This is a genomic window from Niallia sp. Marseille-Q9988, from assembly GCF_976954375.1.
On the sequence record NZ_CDRJSZ010000010.1, the window covers coordinates 119,229 to 145,943 of the forward strand.

The window sequence follows — 26,715 nt, forward strand, 5'->3', positions numbered from 1 at the left end:
TAGGTCACAGTGAAATCCCGAATAATCTTGTTTCACAGGAAAGTTTTACAAGAGTGTTTTGTGGGATTGCCGATGGAATTTGTCAAAGAGAAGTACAGCAGTTATATTGTTGTCTTCTTTCTTTTTATTTTCATTTTTGGCAGGAAATTTGATTATTTTGTAGAATATTGAAGTGGTAGATTATATCTTTCCCTCTGTTAGTTGTTCTTGTTCTAAAAAGAATTCCTTCTATTTTAACCTCGATTGATTTATCTTCCTATTTTATTCTTTCTTGAATTGTTTCTTTCTCAATTATTTTCATTCATCGACTATAAAACGAAATAGTTTGGAGGGTTTTGTATGACCGTAAAGGTTTCAAGTATTGGTTTGAAAGGATTAGAGGGGTACCGTGTTCAGGTGGAGGTGCGGATATCGCAGGACACGGAGTCTATGGTGATTGTTGGGTTGCCTGATGCTTCTGTTAAGGAGTCTCGAGAGAGGGTGTTGGCGTCGATTGCTCATTTTGATTTGGATGTGACGGATAAGAAGGTAGTTGTGAATCTATCTCCGCCTGATCAAAAGAAAAATGGTTCGCTATTTGATCTGGCTATCGCAATTGCTGCTTTGAAGGAACTGGGGGAGGTGAAGCGTGAGATTCCCACAGATACGGCGTTCATTGGGGCATTATCCCTTGATGGTTCGGTTGTGAGTGGAGAAGGGATACTACCTGCAGTTATTGCGGCAAGGGGACTTGGGATCAAACGAGTGTATTTACCTTATGATTCGGTGCTGCCACTCCATATGCTACAGGATATTGAATGTATAGTTGTGTCTCATATCGAGGAAGTCGTTCAGCATTTGGAAGGGCAAGAAAGCATGCTGTCTCAACCTTCTTTTTCCTCAGAGAATCATCTAACACCAGAGATTGCCACACATCAAAAGGACTTCTGTCATGTGATTGGACATGAGAAAGCAAAAAGAGCATTAGAAATTGCTGCAGCTGGTGAGCATAATTTGCTGATGAATGGTCCTCCTGGTTGTGGAAAGAGCTTGTTAGCTGAATCTTTTCCTTCCATCCTACCTTCATTAACAAATCAAGCACAACTCGAAGTGATGAGTTTGTATCAGCTTGCTCGTGAAAAACGCATCCATGTTCCATCTGTTCCTTTCAGACATCCCCACCATTCTGCTTCTGCTGTCGCCATTATTGGTGGTGGATCGAACCCGCGACCAGGTGAAATTTCGATGGCTCACCATGGGATTCTTTTTCTCGATGAGATTGCAGAATTCTCCAAAAAAACGCTTGATATGCTCCGTCAACCACTCGAAACAGGTGAAGTAACCATTAGCAGAGCGCATTCTACAGTGACGTATCCAGCTTCTTTTATCCTAATAGGTGCTATGAACCCTTGTCCATGTGGATACCTCGGTTCTCTTCATCATTATTGCACCTGTTCCCAAAAGCAAATTCAAGCCTACCGAAATCGGTTGTCCGGTCCTATCTATGACCGAATGGACATCCTTTTATCCTTACAGTCAGTTAATGTTAACCGGTCCTCCACGACGCAAGAATCTTCTAATGATATTCGTAAAAGAGTGGAAAAAGCGCGCGTGCGCCAGTATGAACGGTATCAACAAGAAGTATCCAATGCGAAGGTTCCGTTTGACATTTTGGTGGAAACGAGTGCCTTGACAACAGAACAGAAAAAGACACTCACCCAAATTTCTTCTAAGCAAAACTGGAGCAACCGTGTTCAGATAAAAATTATCAGACTCGCAAGGACCATTTCTGATTTAGCAGGGGAAGAAAGAATAGCTGATCAAGCCATTTGGGAAGCGATGACCTTAAGACGCTGGGGGCAGAATAAACAAACGACGATTGCGAGGGAGAAATAATGCCCTATAAGAAACGAGTGTATACACCAGAGCGATTTTATCATATTGTTTCCAGAGGAAATCGACGTGACCCTTTGTTTCGGAATGCCAGTGATTTTCAAGCATTTCTTCATATCCTAACACAACTCTACGAAAAGTACCCCTTTGAAATCGCCTCCTATTGCCTTATGAATAATCATTTCCATTTCCAATTGCGTTCTAGTGAAGTACCCATTTCAAAGCTAATGGCACTGATCAATAAACGTTATGCCAATTACTATAACACCAAATACCGTTTAACCGGCCATGTCTTTGAAAAACGTTTTTATGACAAAATTATTGAGAACAAAGAAGGTATGTTAGAAGTTAGCCGTTATATACACCTTAACCCAGTTGAGGCGAGGATGGTTAAGCTCGCAGAATACTATCCTTGGAGTAGCTATCAATATTATAAGAAGAATTCGACAGTACCTTGTTTTATGAATGTGAATTTTTTACTAGATTATTATGAAGGAACATCGACACAGAAACGGGAAAAGTATTGTAGTAGCATAACCTTTAAATGATATAAAACTCTTGGTCACAGTGACACCTCGAAATTTGTCGAAGATTGAGAGGGAGTTAGAATGTGTGAATGTGATAAATTGAAATAGCAACTGAATATTGTAAGTAAGGGTGGTTGTTTGTTGCGTTTGATTACGGAACCCGATTTCACCCTCCCTTCCATGTTTATACTATAAGCTCGAATTATAAAAAAATTGTAGAGAAAGTACCATTTTCTCTACAATTTTTTTATTTAAATACAACTGCTGGTCACAGTGACGCCCCGATGTCGTTATTGTTTGTTGAACTATGAATAATTTTGGATAAGAAGAACAAGGCGTTCATAAATATAAAAATAACTAATGATTGTCTTTTTGTATGATTATTTTTGTTCATGTAGATGCTTTTCATTAAATACTATCTATCCTTCTTCTATTTAGCTAGTAATAGAGGGGGAATACAAGGTACAATAACTTCACTCATGTATAAAATATGGTGCGGTATCCAGGAATCATTACAAAAAGTATTAGTAGGTAGGACCAACGCCTAAACCCATATCATATGTACTGCCAGATTGCTAGGAACCAGTTAGTCTTCTAAATATTACGATTGGTTTATCGTATATTGATTGCTGTACATCATGTTCTGTCAAAGATACAGGATTCATTGAGTGTATTCCTAAAAATTATAACCTCAATTAAGAACAACAGCATCGTTTTTATAAAACTTCTCTTTATTCCATATAAATCCAAATATATCTTTCAGCAAGAAAATAAAAATTATAAATATCTGTAAACATCCTTCTCTAATTGAAGGATTTTTTTATAAAATTATAAGTTTGCAAATAAAATAAATGCTTGTTATAGGTACTGTTTATTGGATATTTTGCCATTATAACCCATATTAACACGAGAATATTCGACTTATTTCGACGATAGTTAATAGAGCTGCGACAATGATTACCCATTAAAAATATCCAAATATATGGAAAGCAAATCTTTACATGACTAATTATATAGTTTTAAAGAATAATCTAGTGGTGAAATTATTGATTTTTTGGTCGTTATATGTCGAAATACTTTTCTATCTGTTTAAATTCTATCAGGCTATAATTAATTGAATTTTAATATATTAGGGGGAATTCTATTGCTTAAGAAGATTATATCTTTAATTCTTTGTATTACTCTATTAATCTCTATAATGCCAGCTTTTGCATCGGCAGAAGTAGGAGATGATGTCGAGAAAAGTCAGGTTGATATAGAGAATACAGAGACCATGACTTTAGATAACTTAGATGAGGTAGAAAGTGAAAGAGATGCCTATTCTAAAACTTATGTGGACGAACAAGGTCAATTTACAAAGGAAATTTATGCAGACCCTATTCATACAGAAGTAGATGGTGAGTGGGAGGAAATTTCCACCGATCTAAGTTTAAATAAACAAGATGGTCAATTAGAAACAGAAACTACAGAATTACAGGCTGCGTACCCTTCAAAAATATCTTCAAATCAAGAAATTACTTATACATTTGGAGATCATAGTTTAGAATTTACTAACATTACAGGATCTAATGGGACAGAGGAATATGAATTTAAAAAGGATGCTACAACTACATACGAAGATAATAAAATTACGTATGAAGGCGTACTACCAGGTATTGATTTACGTCATATATCGTTAAACAGTGAAGTTAAAGAAGATTGGATTATTAATGATTATCAAGGGATTAATCAATTCAATTACGTAATAAATACAGATCTATTTGCGAAGTTAGAAGAAGATGGTTCCGTTAGTTTCTACGAAAAGGAAAATTCTAAAAAGAAAATATTTTCTCTTCCTACTCCAATGATGGAAGATTCCAATTTTAATAGTGGTCTAGGAAATGGTGAAAAGTCTGATGCTTTAGCCTATGAACTCGAGAAAACAAGTGAAGATCAATATTCAATTAAGCTCGTAGTTGAAAAGACATGGTTAGAGTCCGAAGATCGAGTATTTCCTGTTTATGTTGATCCATCTGTTACGATTAACATGTTAGGAGATACATTCATTTCTAGTGCATATCCTACAACTAATTATAATAAAGAATGGGTTTCATCACAGGGAGAATACGTCCTAAAAGTAGGGAAATACGATAGTACTACAGGAACAAACTATGCGTTTATTAAATTTGCAATAGTTGGAGATTTAAAAGGGGCAATTATAGATTCTGCGGATTTGAAAGTATATCTTACCCATTCTTACTACGCAACGCAAAAAACAGGATTATGGGTAGATAAAGCTAATGCTTATTGGAATGCAGATCAGTTAACATGGAATAACAAACCAAGCTCTACTAATATTGCTAGTACTACTGTAGCAAGAGATCAATGGGCTAGCTTTAATGTTAGGCAAACCGTTCAGGATTGGGTAGATACAAAGTATGCTAATGAGGGATTCAAGTTTCATACGAATGGGAATGGTCAATCGTATTGGAAAAAGATCACTGCTGGAGAAAGTTCAAACAAAGCCAAAATAGTAATTAGTTATCACTATCCAACGATGAAGAATCCAATTGTTAAAGCTACTCAAACAGCAACAGGTTCAACAACTGGATATGTAAATGTATCATGGCCATCTGTATACGGTGCAACTGAAGGATATGAACTTCAGATGTTTAATGGAAAGAGTTTCGAAACAGTGTATTCTGGTACAGGTACCTCCTGGACTTCAAAAGATAAAAAGAGGTTCCCTAAAACCCCATACTCAACGAGCAGCACTTTTAAAACGGATAACAGCGGAGTAGAGTTACCGGTTGATCCAAGTGCATACTATTCTACCAAAAGTGGTACCTCTACAACAAGAAAAGAATACGGATTTAGAGTAATCGCTAAATATAGTAGTGGGAATAGTCCTGCATCTTCTGAAGTGAAAAAAGCAATACCAGCTAATTTAGTGGAAACACCAGATATTCCTGAAGTAAAAGGTTATGCATATGCCGAAACAGATGCGACCAACAAAGGTAGAGGATGGCTTGACATTTCATGGGATCCTGTACCGAATGCAACAAACTATAGAGTTTTAATTCTAAATGGGAAAAACTATGAGGAATTTTCAGTGGGTAATGTAACAAAGTGGTCAACTAAGGGGCAAAAACTATGGCCAACTGACGCCGAAATAGCAGCTGGTAAATTTGCTCTTCATCATGACAAAACAGGGGTAGAATTAGCAGTAAACCCAAATCCTGTTTACCTTAACTCAGGTGGTTATGGAATCTTTAAGCGTTATTCGATACGTATAAAGGCAGAATCAAGTTTAGGAGTAACTCCATATTCCGATTCACAATATGGATATTTACCATTAGAGAAACCTAAAAATGTAAAAGTTTCTAGCACAGAAATAGTAGACGATGTGAATAACTTAGGAGCTTTAAACATTCAATGGGATACTGTGAAAGATGCAGGAGGATATATAGTAAATATCTTTAATGGAGAAGATTTTGATAGTTACGATGTAGGTAATGTAACTCAGTGGAGTACAAAAGGTATTGAGTTATTTGAAAGTATTGGAGAAAATCTGCCAGTAGATCCAACTAATATATATCAAAAATTGGGAACTACCAACACAAATGTATTGAATAAAAAAGCATATTTGGTCAATGTACAGGCTTATTACCATAACGACGCTGGTTCTCCCGACAATGTAGAAAAAGAGAAATTAGTAGGACCCAGGGGTTTAAGTGCAAAGTCTTCAGATGTTTATGCAACCATTTCTACTAATGGTTCCTTAGTTGGTTTAGAAGATTATTTCACTTATGGAACTCATTTAATCGGAACGACAGAAGTGTCTGTTAACGTCACAACTGGTAATTTAACTCTTAGTCAAACAGATCATTCTTTATTTACAAAGGGAGATTTAGGGTTTGATTTTACTAGATATTATAATTCTAAATAAACTCAAGCTTCTGTACTAGGAAAAGGATGGTCCTTTGAGGGGAGCGAATATTTAATCAAATCCCCAACTAATAATAACTTTTACCTATGGGATGAAGATGGAACTAGGCATGAATTTGTTTATAATTCCACTACTAATACCTTTACTTCACCTAAAGGAAAGTATTTAACATTACAGGATACGACTTTAAATAATCGAGCGGCATTCGCTTTAACCGACAAATCAGGATTTATAAAAGTATTTGAAACAGATCCTACTACTGCTAATAAGTATCGATTATATTCATATCGAGATGGAAATAACAATCAAATACTATTTAAGTATGCAGATAATCAATTAAGAGAGATAGCTGAAGTTGATAGTAATAATACTACTATACGTAGATCTATTAGTTTGGTTTATAAAAATGGAATGCTATTTCAAACTAATTACGTAGATAGAACAGTTGAGTATCTGTATAACGAAGAAAATCAACTTAGTGATACGATTATTAAGGCAACTGGTACTACAAAAACAATCACTAATTCATTGGGATATGATGGGGTATCTGGATTGTTGACGGAATACATTGATGCCAAAGATAATGAAAATTCAATAAGCTATTCAACAAATGAAATTAATATTTTAACACCTCAAGCAGATGGAAAAGAGTCTGTTGAAACAACGTACCAATTTAATAATGACAAAAATGAATATACTGTATTAGATACTTCAGGAAAAGAAACAACTTACAAAAGGGATATCTCGAACAAAACTTTTGCTGTAACAGACACCATAAATAGTGATGGTACTTCCAGTAAGAGTACTTATGATAGTAACTATAATGAGTTAACAGTAACAGATGAAAACGGAAAAACAGAAAGTACTGCTTATTATGAAAATGGTAATGTCAAATATGAAATAGAAAAAGACGGAAAGCAAACTCAGTATGTAAAATACGATGATAAGAACCAACTACTTGAAAAAGTCGATCCTGATGGTATAAAAACGGTAAATGTATATAACGGATACAATTTAACAAGTACAACTGTTGGTGAGGAAGTTACGTCCTATGAGTACGATGGCATTGGTAGAGTTACAAAAGTAACAAATCCTAATAACACATACACTCAAACTGTATATGACGAAGCGAATAAACGTATTACTGTTACCGATGCTAAGGGTGTTACAAGTAGTTCCTATTATAATGATTATGGACAAGTAGTGAAGGATGTAGACGGTGAAAATAGAAGTCAGAGTTATACATTTGATGTATTATATCCAGATTTAAAGACATCGGTTACGGATGGTAACGGAAGTAAAACTACTTATGAGTATGATGATAACGGTAATATGACTTCTTTGATAGATGCTTTAGGTCGTAAGAAAACATATACCTATAATGGAAATGATGAATTACTAACATCTAGTTTTCCGAAAAAAGGAACTAGCAAAATAAATATTAGTAGTGAATATGATGAAAATGGAAATGTACAAAAAGTAACGCAACATTCAGGGATTACGGAGAGTTATCAATATGACGAAGTTGATTTACTGAAACAGGTGACTGTAAAAAATAAGAACGGTATCTCAACCTTTGAGTGGAACCAAACTTATGATGATGCGGGACAATTAGAAACATTAACATTTAAAGATATAGCAGGAAACAGATCCATTACAAAAAGTTATGGATATACAGCAGATAACTTAGTGAAAACTTATACTCAAGGAAAATATGTTATAGATTATGTATATGATTCTTTGAATAGAGTAGATAATCAAACATTAAAGTATAATGAAAGTATAGATCCTATCAGTATAAAACAAGATTACGATTATACTGATGAAGGGAAAATGAAGAAAGTTGTTTCTGAAATGGATTCTGAATCCAATAAAATGTCCCTGGATTATACGTATAACTTGAAACAGAATAAAGCAGCTGTGAGTTATCATAACGGATTAATGAATAGTGATTACCAATATGATGGCAGTAACAACTTAACCAAGATAGCGTATCTAAAGAACTCTCAATCTTTCTTGTCGTATTCTTATAGCTATGATAAATCTGGTAATGTTAAATCAGAAACCAATAAAGATGGTACATCAACTTATGCCTATGATGGAAATAACCAACTAGTAAAAGAAGTTTTGGCTAATGGTGCTGTAAACGAATATAGTTATGATAAAGTAGGAAATAGAGTAAGCTTTAAACAAAATGGACAAGAAATAAGTAGTTATACTTATAATGAAGCGAACCAGGTGGAGACTAAGAATAATTCTATAGCTTTTACTTATGACGAGGATGGCAATTTAACAAAAGATGACAGTTATACTTATATGTATAATGATATGAGCGTCTTATCTAGTATTTCCACGGTGTCAGGTAGTTTAGTGGCAAAATATGAATATGACGAAGAAGGGCTAAGAACTAAGAAAGTTGTTGGTTCTAAAACGTACGAATACTATTAGTTTAGGTCACAGTGACTTCCCGAGTTTTCTTGTTTCACAGTAATGTTTCACGTCGATTAATCATTTTGATTGGCCTTGACGGATAAGAAGGTGGTTGTGAATCTATCTCCATCCGATCAAAAGAAAAAAGGTGTCAGGCACCTTAAAAAGACAAGGCTATCCAAATATAATCAATCTGACTTTCGAATAACCAATTATAGGTAATTGGTAAGCAGTTTAGCTTATTTCTAAAAATAGCATAAAAATAAGCAGACTAAAACACATCATTTTAGTCTGCTTATGGTTATCGAGAGTAATAGTAGAGATAGTAAAGAAAAAGGAAGCATGGGGATAGTCCCTATGCTTCCTTTATTTTTGCTTTTTACTTATTTTTCACTACCTAAGTAAATGACCAATGAGAAATTTGTCACAACTCTTTCTAACCCTCCCAGGAATATTTCTCCCACCACGCTAATAGTTATAGATATATACAGTTGACTATAGACAACTATAGACAATTGAATGGTGGATAAGGAGAGGAGTGTATGAAAGATATTGATAAGTTGAATTCGACGCCTTTATATAGCCAAGTTGCAGATTGGATTCGAGAGAGAATTTATTCAAAAGAATGGGAGGCAGATCAGCAAATACCTACAGAGCATGTGTTGATGAAACAATTGGATGTAAGCAGGGGGACTCTGAAAAAAGGGATTTCCGTTTTAATCAAGGAAGGCTTATTAATTCAAATACAAGGAAAGGGTACTTTTGTTGCTTCTTCTACCGTCTCTCATTCTTTTAATAAAGGCTTAGTTTCCTTTGCAGAGTCTCTTTATCAACAAGGTTTGGAATTCGAAACTAAAGTGATTGCCCATCGAATAGAACCGGCTGTTAAATCTGTTCGAGAGAAGCTGTCACTGCCGGAAGAAGCTTCTATTCTGTATTTAGAACGTGTCCGGTATGTGGATAAGGAACCAATTATGGTAATAGAGAACAGAATTAATATGGATGCATGTAAAGGGATTGAAACAATTGATTTTGAACGTCACACTTTGTTTTCCAAAATGGAAGAACTTTCCGGGAAGCAAATCAAGTATGCTCAGTCTCGTTTTGCTGCAAGAGTAATCGGAAAAGAGCGAGCAAAGTTTTTTGAAACGAATGAAAATGCTCCTGTTCTGCATTTAGAGCAAATCGTTTACTTGGAGAACGATATAGCGGTCGAATGGGGAAATGTCTGGCTGAAATCAAATCGTTATATGGTTGGCTCTATTCTGCAAAGATGACACAAAAGAGGATGTGAAAAGCAATGCCAATTGTAGGGATGAGGGATTTGCTGAATGTGGTGCAAGCAAGAAAAACTATCGCTCCTGCCTTTAATACAACTAATTTAGAGACAACACTTGCCATTATGGATGGGATTGAACAAAGCAAGTATCCGGGCATTATCCAGATTGCTCCAACCAATGTGAAGTTATCTGGATACAGCTATATTAGTGAAATTGTGAAACGATCGAGCAATATTTATGAAACTCCCATGAGTCTCCATTTAGATCATGGGAAGGGATTTGAGGATATCAAAATGGCAGTAGAAGCAGGCTTCGATTCTGTCATGATTGATGGGGCAGAGTTGGATTTCGAAGATAATATCAAGCTAACGCGTAGATGTGTTGAGTATTGCCGTTTCTTTAACATTCCGGTTGAGGCAGAACTCGGAGCACTTGCTGGTAAAGAAGATGATCAAGTGAATGAAGAGGATATCAAAACAGATCCTACTCTAGTCAAGGAATTTGTGAAAGAAAGCGGCTGTGATTTATTAGCTGTGTCTATTGGAAATGTCCATGGTTTGGGGAGTGAGCCCTCCATTGATTTCGAACTGCTAGAAAAGATCAAAGAAGAAAGCCCTGTTCCTCTTGTTCTGCATGGTGGTTCTGGAATTCCGAACAGTCTGCTTAGAGAAATGCCTAAGTATAATGTCGTCAAAATCAATATTGCGAGTGATCTGAGAAGAACGTTTATTCAAACGATCGGAAGATTCTACGAGAAAAATAACAATGAGCATAATCTGATTAAAGTGCTAATGGCTGCAAAGGAATCAGTTACAAGCTCTGTTGCGGCAAAAACAAGAGAGATCAATGATTAGGAGGTGATCGATTTGAAAATAGGAAGGGATGCTGTTCAGAATAATTTGCAGGTAGATTCTATTAAGGAACTTTTTGAAGCATTGTCTGCTCCGCTATTAGAAAATAATTATGTCCGTCCAGAATTTGCGGAAAATGTGTACCAGCGGGAACTTCAATTTCCAACAGGCATACCAACTAGTTCTATCGGTGTCGCCATGCCGCATACAGATGCTATTCATGTAATTGAAAACGCTATCAGTATAGGGGTGTTAAAACAGCCCGTTTCATTCAAAATGATGGGAAACCCAGAGGAAGAGGTGCAGGTTCAACTTGTGTTCTTGTTGGCCTTGAATCAAGCAGAGAAGCATTTAAGCATTCTCCAAAAACTAATGAGTGTCTTTCGAAACGAGAAGGTATTGCAAAGTATGTTGGCCAGTGATAAAGAGGAACTTTATCATATCGTCAACGAACTGTTTCAATAACAATCTGCCTGGGAAGCGATTGAAAGGCAACACCTTCTCTTTCCTATATTAACCATATTTTATCAAAAGATAAAGAAATAACCTTCACAAAAAAACGAAAATAGTAGGAGGAAAATATAGATGGCAAAAAATGTCTTGTTTGTGTGTGCTACTGGGATTGCTACATCCACTGCAGTAACAGAAAAGGTGGTAGAGCATTGTTCTGAAAATGGGATAACCTTTCACTATCAGCAAATTAATGTAGCTTCCGTGCCTTCTTTTGCAAAAGATGCCGACCTAATTATTTCTACAACCAATGTGCCATATGAGCTTGATGTCCCTGTTATTTATGGATTGCCGTTAATTACAGGGATTGGTGAAGACGAGGTGCTAGAGAAAATCGTGACAATCTTAAAGGGATGTGAATGAGATGGGGGAAAAGCTGCTAGAAGCTGTTCAATATGTATTGGACTTTGGGCCAACTGTTATGCTGCCAATTGTTGCTTTTATTCTTGCCCTGTGTTTTCGCGTCAAATTTACAAAGGCGCTTAGATCTTCTTTAACAATTGGGATAGGTTTTGTCGGGATTTATGCTATTTTTAACATATTAACAGGCAATGTTGGCCCTGCTGCACAAGCAATGGTTGAAAATGCAGGAATTGATTTACCAGTAGTAGATCTTGGGTGGCCGCCGCTTGCAGCAATTACATGGGCATCGCCAATTGCACCATTTGTTATTCCGTTGACTATCTTGATTACTATTGGCTTGCTTGCCATCAATAAGACGAAAACAGTGGATATCGATTTATGGAATTATTGGCATTTTGCACTAGCTGGAACATTAGTATACTATGCAACAGGCAGTTTCTTATTGGGATTAGTTGGTGCAGGTATTGCTTGTATTATAATTTTGAAACTAGCAGACTGGTCTGCTCCAATGGTACAGAAGCATTTGAATCTGCAAGGCATTTCATTGCCCACTCTTTCTTCGGTTATATTTTTTCCAATTGGACTATTAGCAGACAAAATTATCGACAAAGTTCCATTTATAAATAAGATAAATATCAGTCCAGAGAAGATTCAGAAACGATTCGGCGTATTCGGAGAACCAATGATGGTTGGTATTATATTAGGTATTCTTTTGGGGATTATTGCTAGATATGAATTCAAGGACATTCTGACATTGGGGATTAATATCGGAGCTGTTATGTTTATTCTCCCTAGAATGGTACGCATTCTTATGGAAGGGCTGCTTCCTATATCAGATGCTGTAAAGAAATTCTTGAATAATAAATACCCTGGAAGAAAGGACCTTTATATCGGGCTAGATATAGCAGTAGCAGTGGGCAACCCAGCAATCATTTCTTCAGCACTAGTATTAACGCCTATAGCTGTTATTCTGGCGTTTATTCTGCCAGGGAATAAGACATTGCCTCTAGGTGATTTAGCCAATATTGCCGTTATGATTTCCATGGTCGTACTCGCTACGAGAGGAAATGTATTTAGATCTGTATTAATTGGGATTCCCATTATCATTGGTGATTTATTGGTAGCTTCTGCATTGGCACCAAGGATTACTAATCTAGCGAAAGATGTTAACTTCTCATTTCCAGAAGGTGCATCTGGTCTAGTATCAAGTTTCTTGGACGGAGGAAATCCATTCCGCTATTGGCTGATGAAGATTTCAGAGCTTAATCTATTTGCCCTCCTTCTTGTTCCGATTATAGCTGGCATTCTTTACTGGCTATATAAAACAACCAAAGATAAAGTCTATCATTCTTAAAAACAATAAGTACGGCTTTAGAAGGAGGTAAGGAAAATCTATATTATTGGCATAGATCTTGGAACCACTAACTGTAAGGTAGCATTATTTGAATTACCTTCCTTAACACTTACACACCTATATAGAGCACCAACTCCTAAAATAGTATCAGATACGGATGAAACAGATTTTGATACAAAGGCAATTTGGAGCTTGATTCAAACTGGGATAAATAATGTAACAAGTAATTTATGGAATAAAGAGCTAGTTAAGGGAATCTCGATAGCGAGTGTTGGAGAATCCGGAGTGCTTGTTAATAATGAAGGAAAAGTGATTGGACCTTCCATCGCTTGGTTTGATAAAAGGGGAGAAGAATTTCTTCAGCCCCTTTTACTTAAGGACCTTGCATATGAAACGTACAGGATTACAGGAATCCCTCCCCATACTAATTATAGTCTCGCGAAGATCTTGTATATCAAAAATAAATATAAGGAAGCAAATGATAAAGAAGTCCAATGGCTAAGTTTAGCTAACTATTTCGGTTTTCTACTAACGGGAAATAGAGGGATGGAGGCTTCTCTTGCTTCTAGGACACTTGCTTACAATATTCAAAGAAAAGAATGGTCAAAAGAAATCCTATCAACCTTTCATGTAGATCCTGCTATTTTTCCCGAAGTGCATGAATCTGGGGACATTATTGGGCAATTAACTGAGGAGGCTGCAATTGATTTAGGGTTAGATCAAAGCACGGTAGTTACCGTTGCAGGGCATGACCATATGGTAGGCTCCCTTGCTGTTGATTTAAAAGAGTCATCGGAACTATTAAATTCGACTGGAACAACAGAAGGATTATTATTTACACATAAGAATCCCATTCTTTCTGACGAGTCCTTTCAATACAAGATAAGTAATGGCCATTATGTGCAGAACCCTTTGTATAGTTATTTTTCCTCTTTACCTGCTGCTGGGTATGCGATTGAATGGTTAAGGAAAATAGTGAAGATGGAAGAAGAAAACGAATTTACCGGAATGCTTTCTGACTTGGAGGAAACCTATCGAAATCATTTTCAAACATTGCCGTTCCTTCTTTTTATCCCTCATTTAAGAGGAAGCGGTCCGCCAGTCCGCTCCTCTTTATCTAAAGGATTAGTGTATGGAATAACCGACAAAACAACAAGCCAAGACTTATTCTATGGATTGTTCATTGGGCTCTGTTTCGAATTGAAGAATCTTTTACACCATTTTAGAGTGTTAGTCGAAATAGAATCACCAGTTATGAAAGTGATTGGCCCAGCTGCCCATAATCCCTTATGGCTCCAGTTAAAGGCAGATATATTGGGTTGTGAAATTCAGGCATATCCAATTAAAGAAGCCGTGGTGAAAGGTGCAGCATTTTCATTAGCTAGCAGGCAGGGATGGGTTACGGAGAATTCCTTTGAGGAGAAAGTAGTATATACTCCAAATAAAGAAAAGCATGCATTTTTTCAAGGGAAGTTCGAGGAGTATTATTGGCCAATTTTTGATTGGAAGAGGGAGTTGGAAGCAGAGGGAAAGAATTGATTAATGCTCATTTAGAATTGGAAAGTGATCCAGCCTTTGTTGGAGTATTTTTAGAAATTTGAGCAACTCCAAACAGATGCAGTACAGTGGGAGTTTGACTAAATAATAAAAAGGGAACGGTTCTTGAAGCACATTGGACTAACCTAAAATAGTGAGACAATATAAAACACCTCCAAAATGGCAATACTTGAGATAAGTATTGTGACATTATTCGGAGGTGTTTTTGCGTGGGCAAAAAAACTGTATATACAAAAGAGATTAAATGGGCGGTAGTAAGAGATAAGCTTGAAGGAAAATTAACAACACGGGAAATTATGAACAAATACAAAATCAAAAATAAAACTCAAATTGAAACTTGGATGAGATGGTACAAAAATGGAGAAATGTATCGGTTTGATCAGCCAATTGGTAAACAATATACATTTGGGCATGGGCCCGATTCTTTAAGTAAGGACGAGCGAATAAGTAATCAACTAACTCACCTAAAAATGGAGAATGAAATTCTAAAAAAGTATATGGCGATGAGAAAGGAGTCGATAAAGGGCTAGTAGTACAATTGGTTGAACAATTTCGTGAAAAATATACCGTTACTTCCATTTTAAAAGTTTTAGGGATTCCACGTGCTAGCTATTATCGTTGGACTAAAGGGTTTGGTGAATATCGGAATGAACATGAAGATTTAATTATTGAAATCTGTAAGGCTACTAAATATAGAAATGGTCATAGGAAAATTAGAGCTATTCTAAAGCGAGAACATCATATTCATCTTAATAGGAACACAGTTCAAAACATTATGCAGAAGCATCATTTGCAGTGTAAGGTGAAACCAAAACGCAAGTGGAAATCGCAGGGAGAAAGTGAAGTCATTGTACCTAATATTCTTAATCGTGATTTTAGTGCAAGTAAACCAAATGAGAAGTGGGTAACGGACATTACGTATATCCAGTATGGCAGCGAAACATTATATCTGTCTACGATTATGGATTTGTATAATAATGAAATCGTAGCTTATAAGATTTATAATCATCAACAAACGACATTAGTAATTGATACACTGCAGGATGCTTTGGATAAACGCAATCAGCCAGAAGGAGTTATTATACACTCCGATCAGGGGAGTGTGTATACATCGTATACTTTTCAAAATTATTTGAAGGAACATCATTTAGTAGGTAGTATGTCCAGACGAGGGAACTGTTGGGACAATGCGGTGATTGAATCATTTCATTCAAATTTAAAGACAGAGGAATTCCAATATTGTAAGTTTAATACCCTAGCTAATTTAGAAGTTATTTCTAGAATAGATGGGTACATTCATCATTACAACGAGGGTAGGATTCAAGCAAAATTAGGCTACTTAACTCCAATAGAATTTGGATTAAAGGCAGCTTAAAGGATTTCGGGGTTATCCACTTTGCATGTAGAAAAGACATGCACTTTATTTGGAGATGCGGGCATGATAGCCTATTATGGCTAAGCCAGATTCTCTTTGAGATATCTGGCTTCCTGGCTAAAGAATCTATGCCCGCAGAGGCTCCAAGTAAAGTGACAAAGTGCCTGAACTATTTCCAGTAAAGAACCAATATCAAATTAATGAAAAAGTGTTAAATTTAATATGGATAGGTGTTTTATATATGTCTCATTTGGCTAGGTCAGTTCACATGAACCGTCCCTTTTTCATTAATATTTTTCATCTAAAATATCCTGATCTTCTTGTAGAGAACTAAATAAATCTAGTAATAGTTTAATCATTGTTTTCTCCATCCTTTTCTTCCAAATTTGTTCTATATATTTATTAACATGATGTTTTTCAGAGCAGTAAGTAATTGTTTATGTATGGAATATATCAAGGCCAGCTTAATTTTTCTTTAAGAACCACATCTAATCTAGGTGTCAGGCACCACAAAAGGACAAAGAAAATAAATGGTGTTTCTGAGACGAACAAAGGAAGAAATAAACCATTCATTTTATGGATTCTAAGTGAAGCTGCTGCTATTTACTTTATACAATACAGATTATCTTAAGCATGTAGTTTGGGAATATTGTAAAATAATGTCGAACTATTCATCTTTCCCTGTTGGACAAATGTTTAGTAAAATATAGATAGTGGATTTTCAGTAAAGGTAAACCATTCAAAAGGATGGGACACAAAGCAACAGATCTAAGGTGTAAACTATGATGGCTGTGCTGCCTGAAATATTTTTATATTTTAGGGGGAATGGGAAATGCTAAAATCACTATTTTGCTTTTTTAAAAAACATCATAAATACAGTTATTACGAAGATCATTGTGTTAGATGTGGTAAAAAGAAACCGCATATCCAGGTGTCAGGCACCGTAAAAGGACAAAGAACATAAATGGTGTTTCTGAGACGAACAAAGGAAGAAATAAACCATTTTATGGATTTCATGTTCAAAAGAAATAGTATATCGTCATATCGGAAATTATAATTAAATAAATGATAAGGAGGTATGTTTATGCTAGATCCAGGTAATGTGGTCAGACCGTGAATTTGAGTTCAAACCTCATAATAATACAAAGTTATGATTTATTTCTCTGTGAAGGGAATAAGTAGAGAGGATAATTATAGCTCTTTTTTGGGATTTGGTGTAAAAAAGAAGGAATTATTGATGTAAGTATGGTTATATCTCTAATTTTACTTTTATTTCTAGCTCGTATTCGACTTTTCTAACAATATCTTGCCAATTCCCTTTTTCTTTTATTTCTTATCTTAGTTTTGAGAATGCATTTAATGATACCTAAGAAATGAGTTTAGTAAACTAATCATATAACTCTAGGTCACAGTGACGCCCCGAAATTTGTCGAAGATTGATAGAAAATTAGATTGTGTGAGTGATAAACTGAAATAGTAGTTTGTATTTGGCAATCAAAAAATGGTTCTTACGAAGGTCTGGTGACCAAGTATTTTGGATATTAGATTCATTCTCGCTGCACAGTGACGCCCACCGAAAAATCTTGATTCACAGGAAGGTTTCACAAGAGTGTTTTGTGGGATTGTACTAGGGTGATTATTGCAGATGAAATGAGCCACTCTATAGTTAAACGATTAGTCTTAAATATAAATTCATGAAGGCTTCTTGTATAATTTGTTGTATGCGTTCAAGCATAACACTAATATATAGGAGGTTGGAGCCTCTGAAGAAGATATGAATAGTGATTTAATCGAGTTTGATATATTTCTTATTGACGAGAAAAACTGTCGTCGAATATACATAGTTATAAATGAAAAGAAGCAAGTAATACACCCTTGTAGATATACTTGCTTCTTTTCACTTAAACATTCTTACAAATTACTGCTTGTATTCGCCCCGAAATTACTTCCAATTAACGCAACTCTTTTTGGAGTAACTCCTTTATAGTAACCTTTATATAGTAGATTATAAGGAACCTTTATACCAACACTACGGTTGTCAAAAACTCCAGTCCCACCTAAGACATAAGCTTGCCAAACAATTTTCGAACAATATGTTGGGTCTAAGCCTTTCAAATTAGTTGTAATTGAATAGCTAGCATTCGCATGATTTCTCACATAACTAGTAGCCCAGTTTGCTGCCGTTTTTGCTTTAGTAGAGCTATTTATACGAACTACTTTAGTATTTTTATATTTACTAAACCAATCTTTTAAACTCAAATTTCTTGGGTTTGCTTTAGTATTTGCGATTGATGAAAACATTATACCGTTGGATGTAACAATTCCCGCATGTCCTGAAAATCCACTTGAACTTGTACTGTTTGTAACTAAGATATCTCCTGCTTTTGCTATAATCTTAGTACCAGGATATGTATGTGTAGCAGCTGCCATAGTACTGAAAGAACCAGGTGACTGAGCAGGAACAGATATTACTTCTCCTTCTTCTGTTGTAGTTAACCCATATTCACTAAGTTCTTCATCGTCATTTACATCAACTTCTTCAACTTCTTCTAGAGTACCTAAATTGCTATCAATACTACCTACAAACTCTTCGTAAGATAGATTGGGATCTATTACTCCTTCTTCTTGAAGACTATCAAACTTTTCGATTGAAATAACGTCATTATTTTCTTCCGTTTCAGACGCCTCAGCTTTTCCATTAAAATTAAACGAAACTATTAGAAGGAAAAATAAATTTACACTTTTATATTACTATTTCCCCTTTTTTGTATTATTATAATACTAGATTATATAACAAAAAAATATAAAGGGGGTCATAATAATTAGTAAAAAAATGTTTATAATTTCATTTATTTGTATAATTTTATTGTTATTTGGAGGTTTCAAGATTAATGAATTCTTTAATGGGAATAAATCAAAATTAGAAGAGGCTAAAAAAGATGTATATGATTACTTGATTGAAAAAGAAGGTTATAAGGAAGATGACATCTTAGAAATTGAACCGTCATATAGTTTTGTTGAAGCTCCTGAAAATGCTTATTTTGCATTCGTGAGATTTAAGGACAATCCTAGCGAGAAAGTTTACTATTCTCGCACTGTAAGAGATGATGAAACTATTATTAGTAGAAATTAATATATTGTGGGGAGGTGAAGCGAACTCTTGGTCACCGTGACGCCTCGAAGAATCTTGTTGAGTATTGCGAATGGATTGAGCAACTGTTTGCGAACATCTGAGCCAGTATTTGCAGGGAAAGAGCCTTTTTGCCGCTGCAATCCTTACTTCATCGCGTAAATACATATGCATAAAATATCTTGCTATATATCAGTAAATCGAACTTTTTGTATTTTTGAATCAACTATCTCAAGGTCATAGTGCCGCCCCGAATAGGATTTAAAATCTTAGCAAATCAATTTGAACATGAACATCATTTTTTTTTTTGATAAAACTTATATTCTATTTACACAATTTTCCTTTCGTTCATAATTTATGTGCTGATTGCATTCATAACTATAACATTTTTCTCCATTTGACATCCCACATTATTTCTGAAGTTGATTCTCCATTGATTTTGCCAGTTCATTTGGCTCTACTATTCTACTACATCAGCCAATAAAGTAATGTTTACAGCGACTGAAAATTAATTCCACTCACTTTTGCTGTTTCTGTTAAATCTACTAAAATACCATCTGCAATAGCATCTTCTCTTCTCATAGATATGATATTATCTAAAAAATATTTTCTAATTCAATTTTTCAGCCTTTCCATTAAATAAAAAAGCCACCTCTAATTAATTTGAAAGGTAGCTCTATATTTTAATACTATTTTAACTTAGTAACTTGAATTAAAATACCTGCTAAAACAAGTAAAAATCCTATTGTTATTGGTATTAATGAGAATATTACCAAGTTTCCTGCAAAAACAGCCGGGTCACCAGCTTCAGAATACATAGTGAATTCCATTCCAATCTTCTGACTCAGCAAAATCAATAATAAGCCAAGTATTTCTAATACAACACTAAAAACACTAATTTTTTTTCTCATTTTTTCACCACTTTAAACGTAATTGTGCATAAGCTTTGAATTGTGTATCGAAACTCTTTTTAACTTCGGGAGCTTTAAAGGATATTTCTAAACTTCCATCAACACCGCTTGTTCCACCAGTAGCTCCAATAGAGAAAGAATCAACGCCAAAGCTTACATTCTTCGTTTGATGCATATAAACGGCTCCGGCATTTAACCATTTTGTATTCCAAGTTGTGTCTTTTTCTAATTTCACCTGCATTGTTTGAACAATATCTTGTACTTCATATACATCCCAATCATCTTTTAAATTCTGGACTAAACTAATTCCTGTTTTATTAACATCCCATAGGTTAGCTTCATTCACTCTATCATACGTATATGTAATTACTTTTTTCTTACCATTCCATGGATTTACTCCAGTTGCTACTTGTGTTCCATATAGTGACGACAAAATATAATTGTAATCATCTGTTGAATCCCAAGCTACAGATATAATATCTTTTAGTCTATTTGCAGGAACCTTTTTCCAATCCATTTTAGCAGTTAGTAAGAAAGTATTGCTTGTTAATTTTTTTATAGTGATAGTTAACTTTTTATAGTTACTGTTACTATTAGTGCCTGTTGTACTGGAAGCCAATCCTCCATCATCTGCAACTGCAAACAGTGAAACAGAATCATTACTTAAAGCTTTTTGTTTAATTGATTGGGCAGCTTTACTATCATCTTCTAATATTTCTTGAGTATTTTCTTTCAATTCAGATACTTCTTCATTAAACTCTGCTTGTGTTAAAATTTCTTGTTCCGTATCAATAACTTCAGGGTTTTCTTCGTTAACCCAATTTTCATCCTCAAAGTATTCAGTCGTTTTTATGAATTCTGTGACAACCTGTGTGTCTAAAACGGCTTCTTCTTTTGTGGCATTATATTGTTCTTCCGTCATGTTATTAATATAATCATCTATATATCCTAACTCTTTTAATCTGTTTCTCTCTGTATCTGAAATAACGACACCATCACTAACACCATTTACATTACCTTCTTTTTGTGTTTCGTTTGTTTCTGCTTTTACTAGATTATTACTAGAAACAATAATTAAAAAAACGACTGCACAAATTAATAGTTTTTTAAAAAACATTTTTGTCATATATTACCTCCTAATTATGATAGATTAAATATATGACAGAAATTACAAAAAGTAAACAAAGTTCTAAAAATTGCAATTTTTTTATGAAACGAATTTTTCGTTTACTAAAAAACACCACTACAGGTTTGGTCACAGGGACGCTCCGAAATTTGTCGAAGATTGATAGAGAGTTAGATTGTGTGAGTGTGATGAACTGAAATAGCAACTGAATGGTGTGAGGGTGGTTGGTTGTTGAGCTTTCTTCCTTTTAGGAAAGGAAGAGATGATCATAGAAACATTTCTTAAATTTCTTCATGAAGTTCAGAAGGTGATTACAGCCACATAATTTCACCACTCTTGCCCATGCTTTTTACAAGGTAAGCGTCAATAAACTAGGCCCCACCTATTAATTTAGATGGAGCCTAGTTTAGTTGGCAAGCAAAAATTTTTATCACTTGCCAACTGTTCTTGTAGGATAACTTTAGTAATTCACTGAAAACCTAAGAGCCTTTCTTAAATGTAATATGGAGGGGGGCATTCAAAATATGTACCTCCTTTAATGGTGTTGCTTGCTGCTTTGTTTGGGCAATATATTCAAGTGGGACCGAAAATTATTTCATTTTATTATTTACAATTTTTTTATATACTACTTTGTATATTCAAATCGTACTAGAAAAATCAGAGAAACTGCTGTTTATTTTAAAAGCTTATTTATTCAAATTAAAGAATCAAAAAAAGAAGATAAGCACCGAACCAAAAAATGCTCTAAATAAAGGTATGGTTACTTTTCCCCGAATTTATACATGTGTACTAATAGGGGCTCGCTGCACAGGGACGCCCCGAAATTTGTCGGAGATTTATAGAGAATAAGATTGTGTGAATGATAAATTTTGGAGGTTGTTGGCGTTTTGCCTTTTCCAATGGCGAACCAAGATTTAAAAAGTAGACAATTGTAACGGTTAAGTAGAAATGGTTCTTACGCTAATTAGATGAAGTGCACCAAACAAATAAAGGTACATGTTTATGTTTACTTAAAACAACTCACTATACATGTACTTTCAATTAGTATATTATTACGTTATAACAGTATTACGTAATAATTGTATAAACGGTAAGATGCTTGCATATAATAAGGAGGAGAACAAAATGGCGGTGACTAATGTGGAACGTAAAATTGTACGTATCGGCAATAGCCTTGGTATCACATTACCACAAGAAGTGCTTGATCATCTGAAGGTGAAACAGGGCGATGAAATCAAGCTACAGCTTGAGAAGGATGGTACCGTATCCTTTAAACGACAAAAGAAACTGAATTACGATGCGTTAGATGGTATTGACCAGGATTTCCTTGATGGTATGCAGGAGTTATTCGAAAACTACGATCAGACGCTCAAGAATTTGGTGAATCGTTAAATAAATGGTCAGGTATTTACATCAAAAAGAACTCATCCTCATCAATGCTATGTTAATTAAAAGATACAGTTCTGGAGAGCAAATGGGGGTTAAGGACACAGCACTATTGGATAGTGCCATCAACCGGCCGAAACAAAGTGCTTTTGGTGAAGAAGCTTATCCTACCATCTGGTTAAAAGCTGCCGCATTATACAGCAGCATTGCCCAAAACCATGCTTTTCATAATGCAAACAAAAGAACTGCGTTTGCTGCAATGAAGCAATTTTTATGGGTAAACAGCTATCAGTTCGTTGCCCCTCAGAAAGAGGCAGAGGACTTTACTGTAGAATTGGTGGCAACAAAACCACCGATGGATATTCAGGAAGTTGCTAAATGGATTGAGAAACATGCAAAAGAAAGATAAAAGGTATACGTAAATGTTTATGTTTGCGTATACCTTTTATCTTAATTACTCAACTATCGCACCTTGAATAAAGATCCTGTTTCTTGAGGTCACAGGAACGCCCCGAAAAATCTTGTTTCACAGGTATGTTTCACTTTGATTTGTCGATTGATATTCATTTGGAACGGAATATCAATCGACAGAGAGGTGATAGTCGGACCGTACTTTCGCTGTTTTCCATTTAGACATTTTGCAAGGTTGAGATGGTAGAAGGGAAAGTGCGAATTTCTCCTCATCCTCTGGTGTAGTCACTGTGACCATGAATTAATGATTCTCCTCCAATTGTAAAATCACTTTCGTAAAAACTATAAAATCATTAATGTGTTTTTCTAGAATCGCCTCTAATATATCTAGCTCTAACGTCTGGTAGTCATGTACAGCAATATTTCGGAATCCGACCATATTCATCAATGTATTTGCTAAGCTTTTTTCAATTAATCCAGCATTTAGTAGCAATTTAAATGCTTCACGACTCGCTTTTGGTACTCCAAGCTTGCGTTTACTGACAATATGCATCGCTAAATAGATGCTCGCCTCACAAGCACGTTGAATATTTAAAATGATACTATCCTGTTTTGTAAAGTCCGTTAAGTTTGCAGGATTGTCCTCGTACACTTCATGAATACGTTTAACACAACGTTCAATTGTCGTCGCTTTATTTAAAATAACATCATTCATTGCCGAATACACTCCCTCTTTCTTTGATCGCACTAATAATTGTAGCACGCTGCTCACTTAACGTAGCATACATGCTATAAGCACGCATTTTTTGGCGTGTAAATTCGTTCTCGTCATGTATATAAATCGGATTACCTTGCTCAAAAATCTGCATTGTAAATACTGTATCGCTTTGTTTAATGTCGACTAAATCGACTTCCCGACCGGCAATTGCAGCAAGCTCAGAAGCTAGCATAAAACGTTCATAAGATGATAGCTTCTTGTCACTGAAATAAGCAAGATCGATATCACTTGCATCATGTGTCGTGCCTTTAGCGAATGAACCAAATAGAATGACGAAGGCTGGGTTTGTTTCTAGAATGATTTTATCAATTAACTTCTTTTGTATTTCTTCTTTTAGCATGCTTATCACCGTCCTTTCTCATATTATAAAGCTTATAAGGAAAAACCGCACATATAGGGATAGGGACATGGGGTCAGGTTCCTTGTCCCAAACTCTAGAGATACACCTAGTTCTTGGTCACAGTGACGTCCCGAAATTTGTCGGAGATTTATAGAGAATTAGATGGTATGAATGATAAATTGAAATAGCAGCTGGATATTGGAGGTGTTGCTTTCTGCTTAGGAAAGGGGGGATAATCATAGAAAGATTTCTTCGTGGAAGGATTACGGCGAGGTGATTTTACCACGCTTGCCATATTTTTTACTAGTCTTCGCCAATAAATGTATCACATAGCGGCAATTCGTTTCCTATGCATAGTAAAGTCCAACAGATTACGCAATAAACTGTAGGATTTTTTTCATTGTTTTTTTCTAGGAATTGAATAACTAAATATTCGTTTGTAAAAGAAAAAGCATTGACTATTAAAAGAAATGCTAATGTTTTGAAAATGTATTTTCAAATGAAGTGAAGTAAACGACGTTGAAAAAGTAAAAGCGTCAAAATTAAATGAGTGAAAAAATTTAAATTTTTTTGTATTGACATGTAGACATTTTTAGTATGTATTAATCATATAGTTTTACCTCATTTATGATTTAATAGATACCCAAACTTTATAAATAAATGAATCCTCAACCTTTACTCCTGGACGAATACTGAAACTTTTTTCTGAATGAACAACAAAATCGGATTAGAAGCTAGAAAAAATGAAAGAGCATATGCTATTTTATAATCTGGTGTTATATATCCATTTATTGTTCTACCATGTATTTTGTTAGCTAGAGAATCAGCCCATACCTCTGATTCTCTCACAATCTAACTTTCTATCCATCTTCGACAAATTTCGGGGAGTCACTGTGACCAAACACTAAAAGTAACTTTTTAGTAACTACCGCACAAAAATGTGCATTCTTCAAAATTGAAGTACGATGGTTTATCATGAAATAGTAACAAAATTTTAAAAAAGGGTTGATCTAAATGAGTAAGAAAATCGCTGTACTTGTGACAAACCTTGTTGAGGAAATTGAATTGACTGATCCAGTAGATTCTTTTGTAAGTGCTGGTCATGTGGTTGATTTAATCGAGGAACGCGCAGGCAAAGATATTACTGGTAAGAACGGGGTTAATTTTAAAATTGATAAAGGAATCGATGAGGTTAAGGCTGACACCTACGATGCACTTTTAGTGCCTGGTGGATTTTCACCAGACTTACTTAGAATTGATGAAAGAAATGCTGCTTTTGCACGCTCTTTTATTGAAGCAAAAAAACCAGTGTTCGCTATCTGTCACGGACCACAGTTCCTAATCGATACAGATTTATTAAAGGGCGTAAACGTTACTGGCTTTACATCAATTCGTAAAGACTTGATTAATGCAGGGGCAATTTTTAAAGATGAAGAAGTTGTTGTTGATCATAATATTGTTACAAGTCGTACTCCAGATGATCTTCCCGCTTTTATACGTGAATCAAAAAAATTATTGGACAACTAATGTGAGGTGGCCAGATTTTTACAACTGGCCACTTATCTTTTTAAGGAAGAAATAACCACACTATAGTAACCCTTCTTGTCTTAATTGCGAGATGCGATTTTTGCCCCACTCATACATCATTTTAACAATAGGCAATATTGTATATCCTAGTTTAGTCATCGAATATTCGACTCTTGGTGGGCTCTCTGGATATACTTTTCGACTAATTAATCCATCTTCTATAAGTTCCTTCAATTGCTTTGAAAGAGTTTTATGAGAAATATTTTCAAATAGTCTTTGAAGATCACTAAAGCGGTGTGAGCCTTCAACACCTAAATGCCATAAAATAACTAATTTCCACTTCCCGCTAATTATAGAGAGCGTCAGTTCTTTTTCACAATGATAATTCTTATTTTTTAATTTTTCTTGTATTTCTTCTCGTAATGTATAACACATAGGACCTCCCCCTTTTCTCTCCATTCAATTTTATCAGAAAAATAAATTCTTGGTCACAGTGACGCCCCGAGATAGTTCTTGGTCACAGTGACGTCCCGAAATTTGTCGGAGATTTATAGAGAATTAGATGGTGTGAATGATAAACTGAAATAGTAGCTGGATATTGGAGGTGTTGTTTTCGGTTTAGGAAAGGGGGATAATCATTGTATAGTTTTACTTCATTTGTGATTTAGTAACTATTAATAGTTACTTAAACTTTATAAATAAATGAATCCTCAACCTTTACTCCTGGACGAATACGGAAACTTTTTTCTGAATGAACAACAAAATCAGGATTAGAAGCTAGAAAAAATGAAAGAGCATATGCTATTTTATAATCAGGTGTTATATATCCATTTATTGTTCTTGTTCTACTATGTATTTCGTTAGCTAGAGAATCAGCCCATACCTCTGATTCTCTTAAAGTTTCAAAAATAAGCGTTTATTTTTTTCCATTCTGTTTCCATCATTTACAACCTCATTTCTTTATGTCTAAATTCTATCACATTCACAAAATCTAACTTTCTATCTATCTTCGACAAATTTCGGGGAGTCACTGTGACCAAACAACCACAGCGACGCCTC

The 26,715-nt window shown here is 35.1% G+C and carries 23 protein-coding genes, 1 pseudogene and 1 riboswitch; of the genes and pseudogenes, 15 read left to right on the plus strand and 9 right to left on the minus strand.

What is annotated here, in order from left to right; all coding sequences use genetic code 11:
• The first annotated feature begins 339 nt into the window (after positions 1-339).
• The 3 genes from ACWNMZ_RS18270 (at position 340) to ACWNMZ_RS18280 (ending at position 6,327) form a co-directional block, all read left to right on the plus strand.
• Positions 340-1,875, plus strand: a complete 1,536-nt coding sequence (locus ACWNMZ_RS18270; protein ID WP_441993847.1) for a YifB family Mg chelatase-like AAA ATPase — start codon at positions 340-342, stop codon at positions 1,873-1,875.
• Positions 1,875-2,420, plus strand: coding sequence for a transposase (locus tag ACWNMZ_RS18275; protein WP_449598749.1), 546 nt, complete (start codon positions 1,875-1,877; stop codon positions 2,418-2,420). Before ACWNMZ_RS18270 ends, ACWNMZ_RS18275 begins: the two co-directional genes overlap by 1 nt.
• A gap of 1,123 nt (positions 2,421-3,543) precedes the next feature.
• Positions 3,544-6,327 (plus strand): DNRLRE domain-containing protein, encoded by a 2,784-nt coding sequence (locus ACWNMZ_RS18280; protein WP_449598750.1) that lies wholly within the window; start codon positions 3,544-3,546, stop codon positions 6,325-6,327.
• A gap of 119 nt (positions 6,328-6,446) precedes the next feature.
• Here the strand turns inward: ACWNMZ_RS18280 and ACWNMZ_RS18285 are convergent, their stop codons facing one another.
• Positions 6,447-6,632 carry a hypothetical protein gene (locus tag ACWNMZ_RS18285; RefSeq protein WP_449598751.1) on the minus strand — a complete coding sequence of 62 codons (186 nt, stop codon included), beginning with the start codon at positions 6,630-6,632 and terminating at the stop codon, positions 6,447-6,449.
• 247 nt (positions 6,633-6,879) lie between these two features.
• Between ACWNMZ_RS18285 and ACWNMZ_RS18290 the strand changes: the two genes are divergently transcribed.
• The 8 genes from ACWNMZ_RS18290 (at position 6,880) to ACWNMZ_RS18325 (ending at position 16,047) form a co-directional block, all read left to right on the plus strand.
• Positions 6,880-8,775, plus strand: a complete 1,896-nt coding sequence (locus tag ACWNMZ_RS18290) for a hypothetical protein (protein WP_449598752.1) — start codon at positions 6,880-6,882, stop codon at positions 8,773-8,775.
• A 524-nt stretch (positions 8,776-9,299) separates the two neighbouring features.
• The gene (locus tag ACWNMZ_RS18295; RefSeq protein ID WP_441131386.1) at positions 9,300-10,034 is read left to right on the plus strand and encodes a UTRA domain-containing protein; all 735 of its coding nucleotides are present in this window, start codon (positions 9,300-9,302) and stop codon (positions 10,032-10,034) included.
• 23 nt (positions 10,035-10,057) lie between these two features.
• Positions 10,058-10,891, plus strand: a complete 834-nt coding sequence (locus tag ACWNMZ_RS18300) for a class II aldolase (RefSeq protein WP_441131387.1) — start codon at positions 10,058-10,060, stop codon at positions 10,889-10,891.
• Positions 10,892-10,903: 12 nt separating this feature from the next.
• Positions 10,904-11,353: a PTS sugar transporter subunit IIA gene (locus tag ACWNMZ_RS18305; RefSeq protein WP_441131388.1), complete on the plus strand. Its 450-nt coding sequence runs from the start codon at positions 10,904-10,906 to the stop codon at positions 11,351-11,353.
• A 120-nt stretch (positions 11,354-11,473) separates the two neighbouring features.
• Positions 11,474-11,761, plus strand: a complete 288-nt coding sequence (locus ACWNMZ_RS18310) for a PTS sugar transporter subunit IIB (RefSeq protein ID WP_441131389.1) — start codon at positions 11,474-11,476, stop codon at positions 11,759-11,761.
• A 1-nt stretch (position 11,762) separates the two neighbouring features.
• Positions 11,763-13,115: a PTS galactitol transporter subunit IIC gene (locus ACWNMZ_RS18315; protein ID WP_449598753.1), complete on the plus strand. Its 1,353-nt coding sequence runs from the start codon at positions 11,763-11,765 to the stop codon at positions 13,113-13,115.
• A gap of 51 nt (positions 13,116-13,166) precedes the next feature.
• On the plus strand, positions 13,167-14,654 hold the full coding sequence (locus ACWNMZ_RS18320; protein ID WP_449598774.1) for an FGGY-family carbohydrate kinase: 1,488 nt from the start codon (positions 13,167-13,169) through the stop codon (positions 14,652-14,654).
• 227 nt (positions 14,655-14,881) lie between these two features.
• Positions 14,882-16,047, plus strand: a protein-coding gene (locus ACWNMZ_RS18325; RefSeq protein ID WP_109769520.1) for an IS3 family transposase whose coding sequence is annotated in 2 segments (ribosomal slippage) — positions 14,882-15,197 and positions 15,197-16,047 — 1,167 coding nt in all. Because the reading frame shifts where the segments join, the coding sequence is not laid out codon by codon here.
• Between the two features lie 719 nt (positions 16,048-16,766).
• A riboswitch (cyclic di-GMP riboswitch) is annotated at positions 16,767-16,849 on the plus strand.
• A gap of 1,109 nt (positions 16,850-17,958) precedes the next feature.
• On the opposite strand, the gene ACWNMZ_RS18330 is transcribed toward ACWNMZ_RS18325, so the two are convergent.
• A complete protein-coding gene (locus ACWNMZ_RS18330) occupies positions 17,959-18,477 on the minus strand; it encodes a YiiX/YebB-like N1pC/P60 family cysteine hydrolase (protein ID WP_449598754.1) in 519 nt (172 codons plus the stop codon).
• Between the two features lie 403 nt (positions 18,478-18,880).
• On the opposite strand from ACWNMZ_RS18330, the gene ACWNMZ_RS18335 reads away from it, so the two are divergent.
• Positions 18,881-19,180, plus strand: a complete 300-nt coding sequence (locus tag ACWNMZ_RS18335) for a DUF3139 domain-containing protein (protein ID WP_449598755.1) — start codon at positions 18,881-18,883, stop codon at positions 19,178-19,180.
• A 686-nt stretch (positions 19,181-19,866) separates the two neighbouring features.
• Here ACWNMZ_RS18335 and ACWNMZ_RS18340 read toward each other — a convergent pair.
• On the minus strand, positions 19,867-20,088 hold the full coding sequence (locus ACWNMZ_RS18340) for a hypothetical protein (RefSeq protein ID WP_016205457.1): 222 nt from the start codon (positions 20,086-20,088) through the stop codon (positions 19,867-19,869).
• A 4-nt stretch (positions 20,089-20,092) separates the two neighbouring features.
• Entirely contained in the window at positions 20,093-21,214 is a 1,122-nt protein-coding gene (locus tag ACWNMZ_RS18345; RefSeq protein WP_449598756.1) for a hypothetical protein, read from the minus strand.
• Between the two features lie 1,125 nt (positions 21,215-22,339).
• Here ACWNMZ_RS18345 and ACWNMZ_RS18350 point away from each other — a divergent pair.
• Both ACWNMZ_RS18350 and ACWNMZ_RS18355 read left to right on the plus strand, forming a co-directional pair.
• Positions 22,340-22,606 carry an AbrB/MazE/SpoVT family DNA-binding domain-containing protein gene (locus ACWNMZ_RS18350; RefSeq protein ID WP_048717668.1) on the plus strand — a complete coding sequence of 89 codons (267 nt, stop codon included), beginning with the start codon at positions 22,340-22,342 and terminating at the stop codon, positions 22,604-22,606.
• A gap of 4 nt (positions 22,607-22,610) precedes the next feature.
• Positions 22,611-23,009: a type II toxin-antitoxin system death-on-curing family toxin gene (locus ACWNMZ_RS18355; RefSeq protein WP_441993839.1), complete on the plus strand. Its 399-nt coding sequence runs from the start codon at positions 22,611-22,613 to the stop codon at positions 23,007-23,009.
• A gap of 303 nt (positions 23,010-23,312) precedes the next feature.
• On the opposite strand, the gene hepT is transcribed toward ACWNMZ_RS18355, so the two are convergent.
• From hepT to ACWNMZ_RS18370, 3 genes and pseudogenes are all read right to left on the minus strand, one after another.
• Positions 23,313-23,726, minus strand: coding sequence for a type VII toxin-antitoxin system HepT family RNase toxin (gene hepT / locus ACWNMZ_RS18360; protein ID WP_048717671.1), 414 nt, complete (start codon positions 23,724-23,726; stop codon positions 23,313-23,315).
• On the minus strand, positions 23,719-24,129 hold the full coding sequence (mntA, locus tag ACWNMZ_RS18365) for a type VII toxin-antitoxin system MntA family adenylyltransferase antitoxin (protein WP_449598775.1): 411 nt from the start codon (positions 24,127-24,129) through the stop codon (positions 23,719-23,721). Before mntA ends, hepT begins: the two co-directional genes overlap by 8 nt.
• Positions 24,130-24,754: 625 nt before the next feature.
• Positions 24,755-24,981: pseudogene (locus tag ACWNMZ_RS18370) on the minus strand (hypothetical protein).
• Between the two features lie 162 nt (positions 24,982-25,143).
• Between ACWNMZ_RS18370 and ACWNMZ_RS18375 the strand changes: the two are divergent.
• Positions 25,144-25,656, plus strand: coding sequence for a type 1 glutamine amidotransferase domain-containing protein (locus ACWNMZ_RS18375; protein WP_048717727.1), 513 nt, complete (start codon positions 25,144-25,146; stop codon positions 25,654-25,656).
• 60 nt (positions 25,657-25,716) lie between these two features.
• Here the strand turns inward: ACWNMZ_RS18375 and ACWNMZ_RS18380 are convergent, their stop codons facing one another.
• Together ACWNMZ_RS18380 and ACWNMZ_RS18385 are read right to left on the minus strand one after the other, a co-directional pair.
• Positions 25,717-26,091, minus strand: a complete 375-nt coding sequence (locus tag ACWNMZ_RS18380; RefSeq protein WP_048717726.1) for a winged helix-turn-helix transcriptional regulator — start codon at positions 26,089-26,091, stop codon at positions 25,717-25,719.
• A gap of 250 nt (positions 26,092-26,341) precedes the next feature.
• Complete coding sequence (locus ACWNMZ_RS18385; protein ID WP_109769444.1) at positions 26,342-26,566, minus strand: hypothetical protein; 225 nt, start codon at positions 26,564-26,566, stop codon at positions 26,342-26,344.
• Positions 26,567-26,715 lie beyond the last annotated feature (149 nt).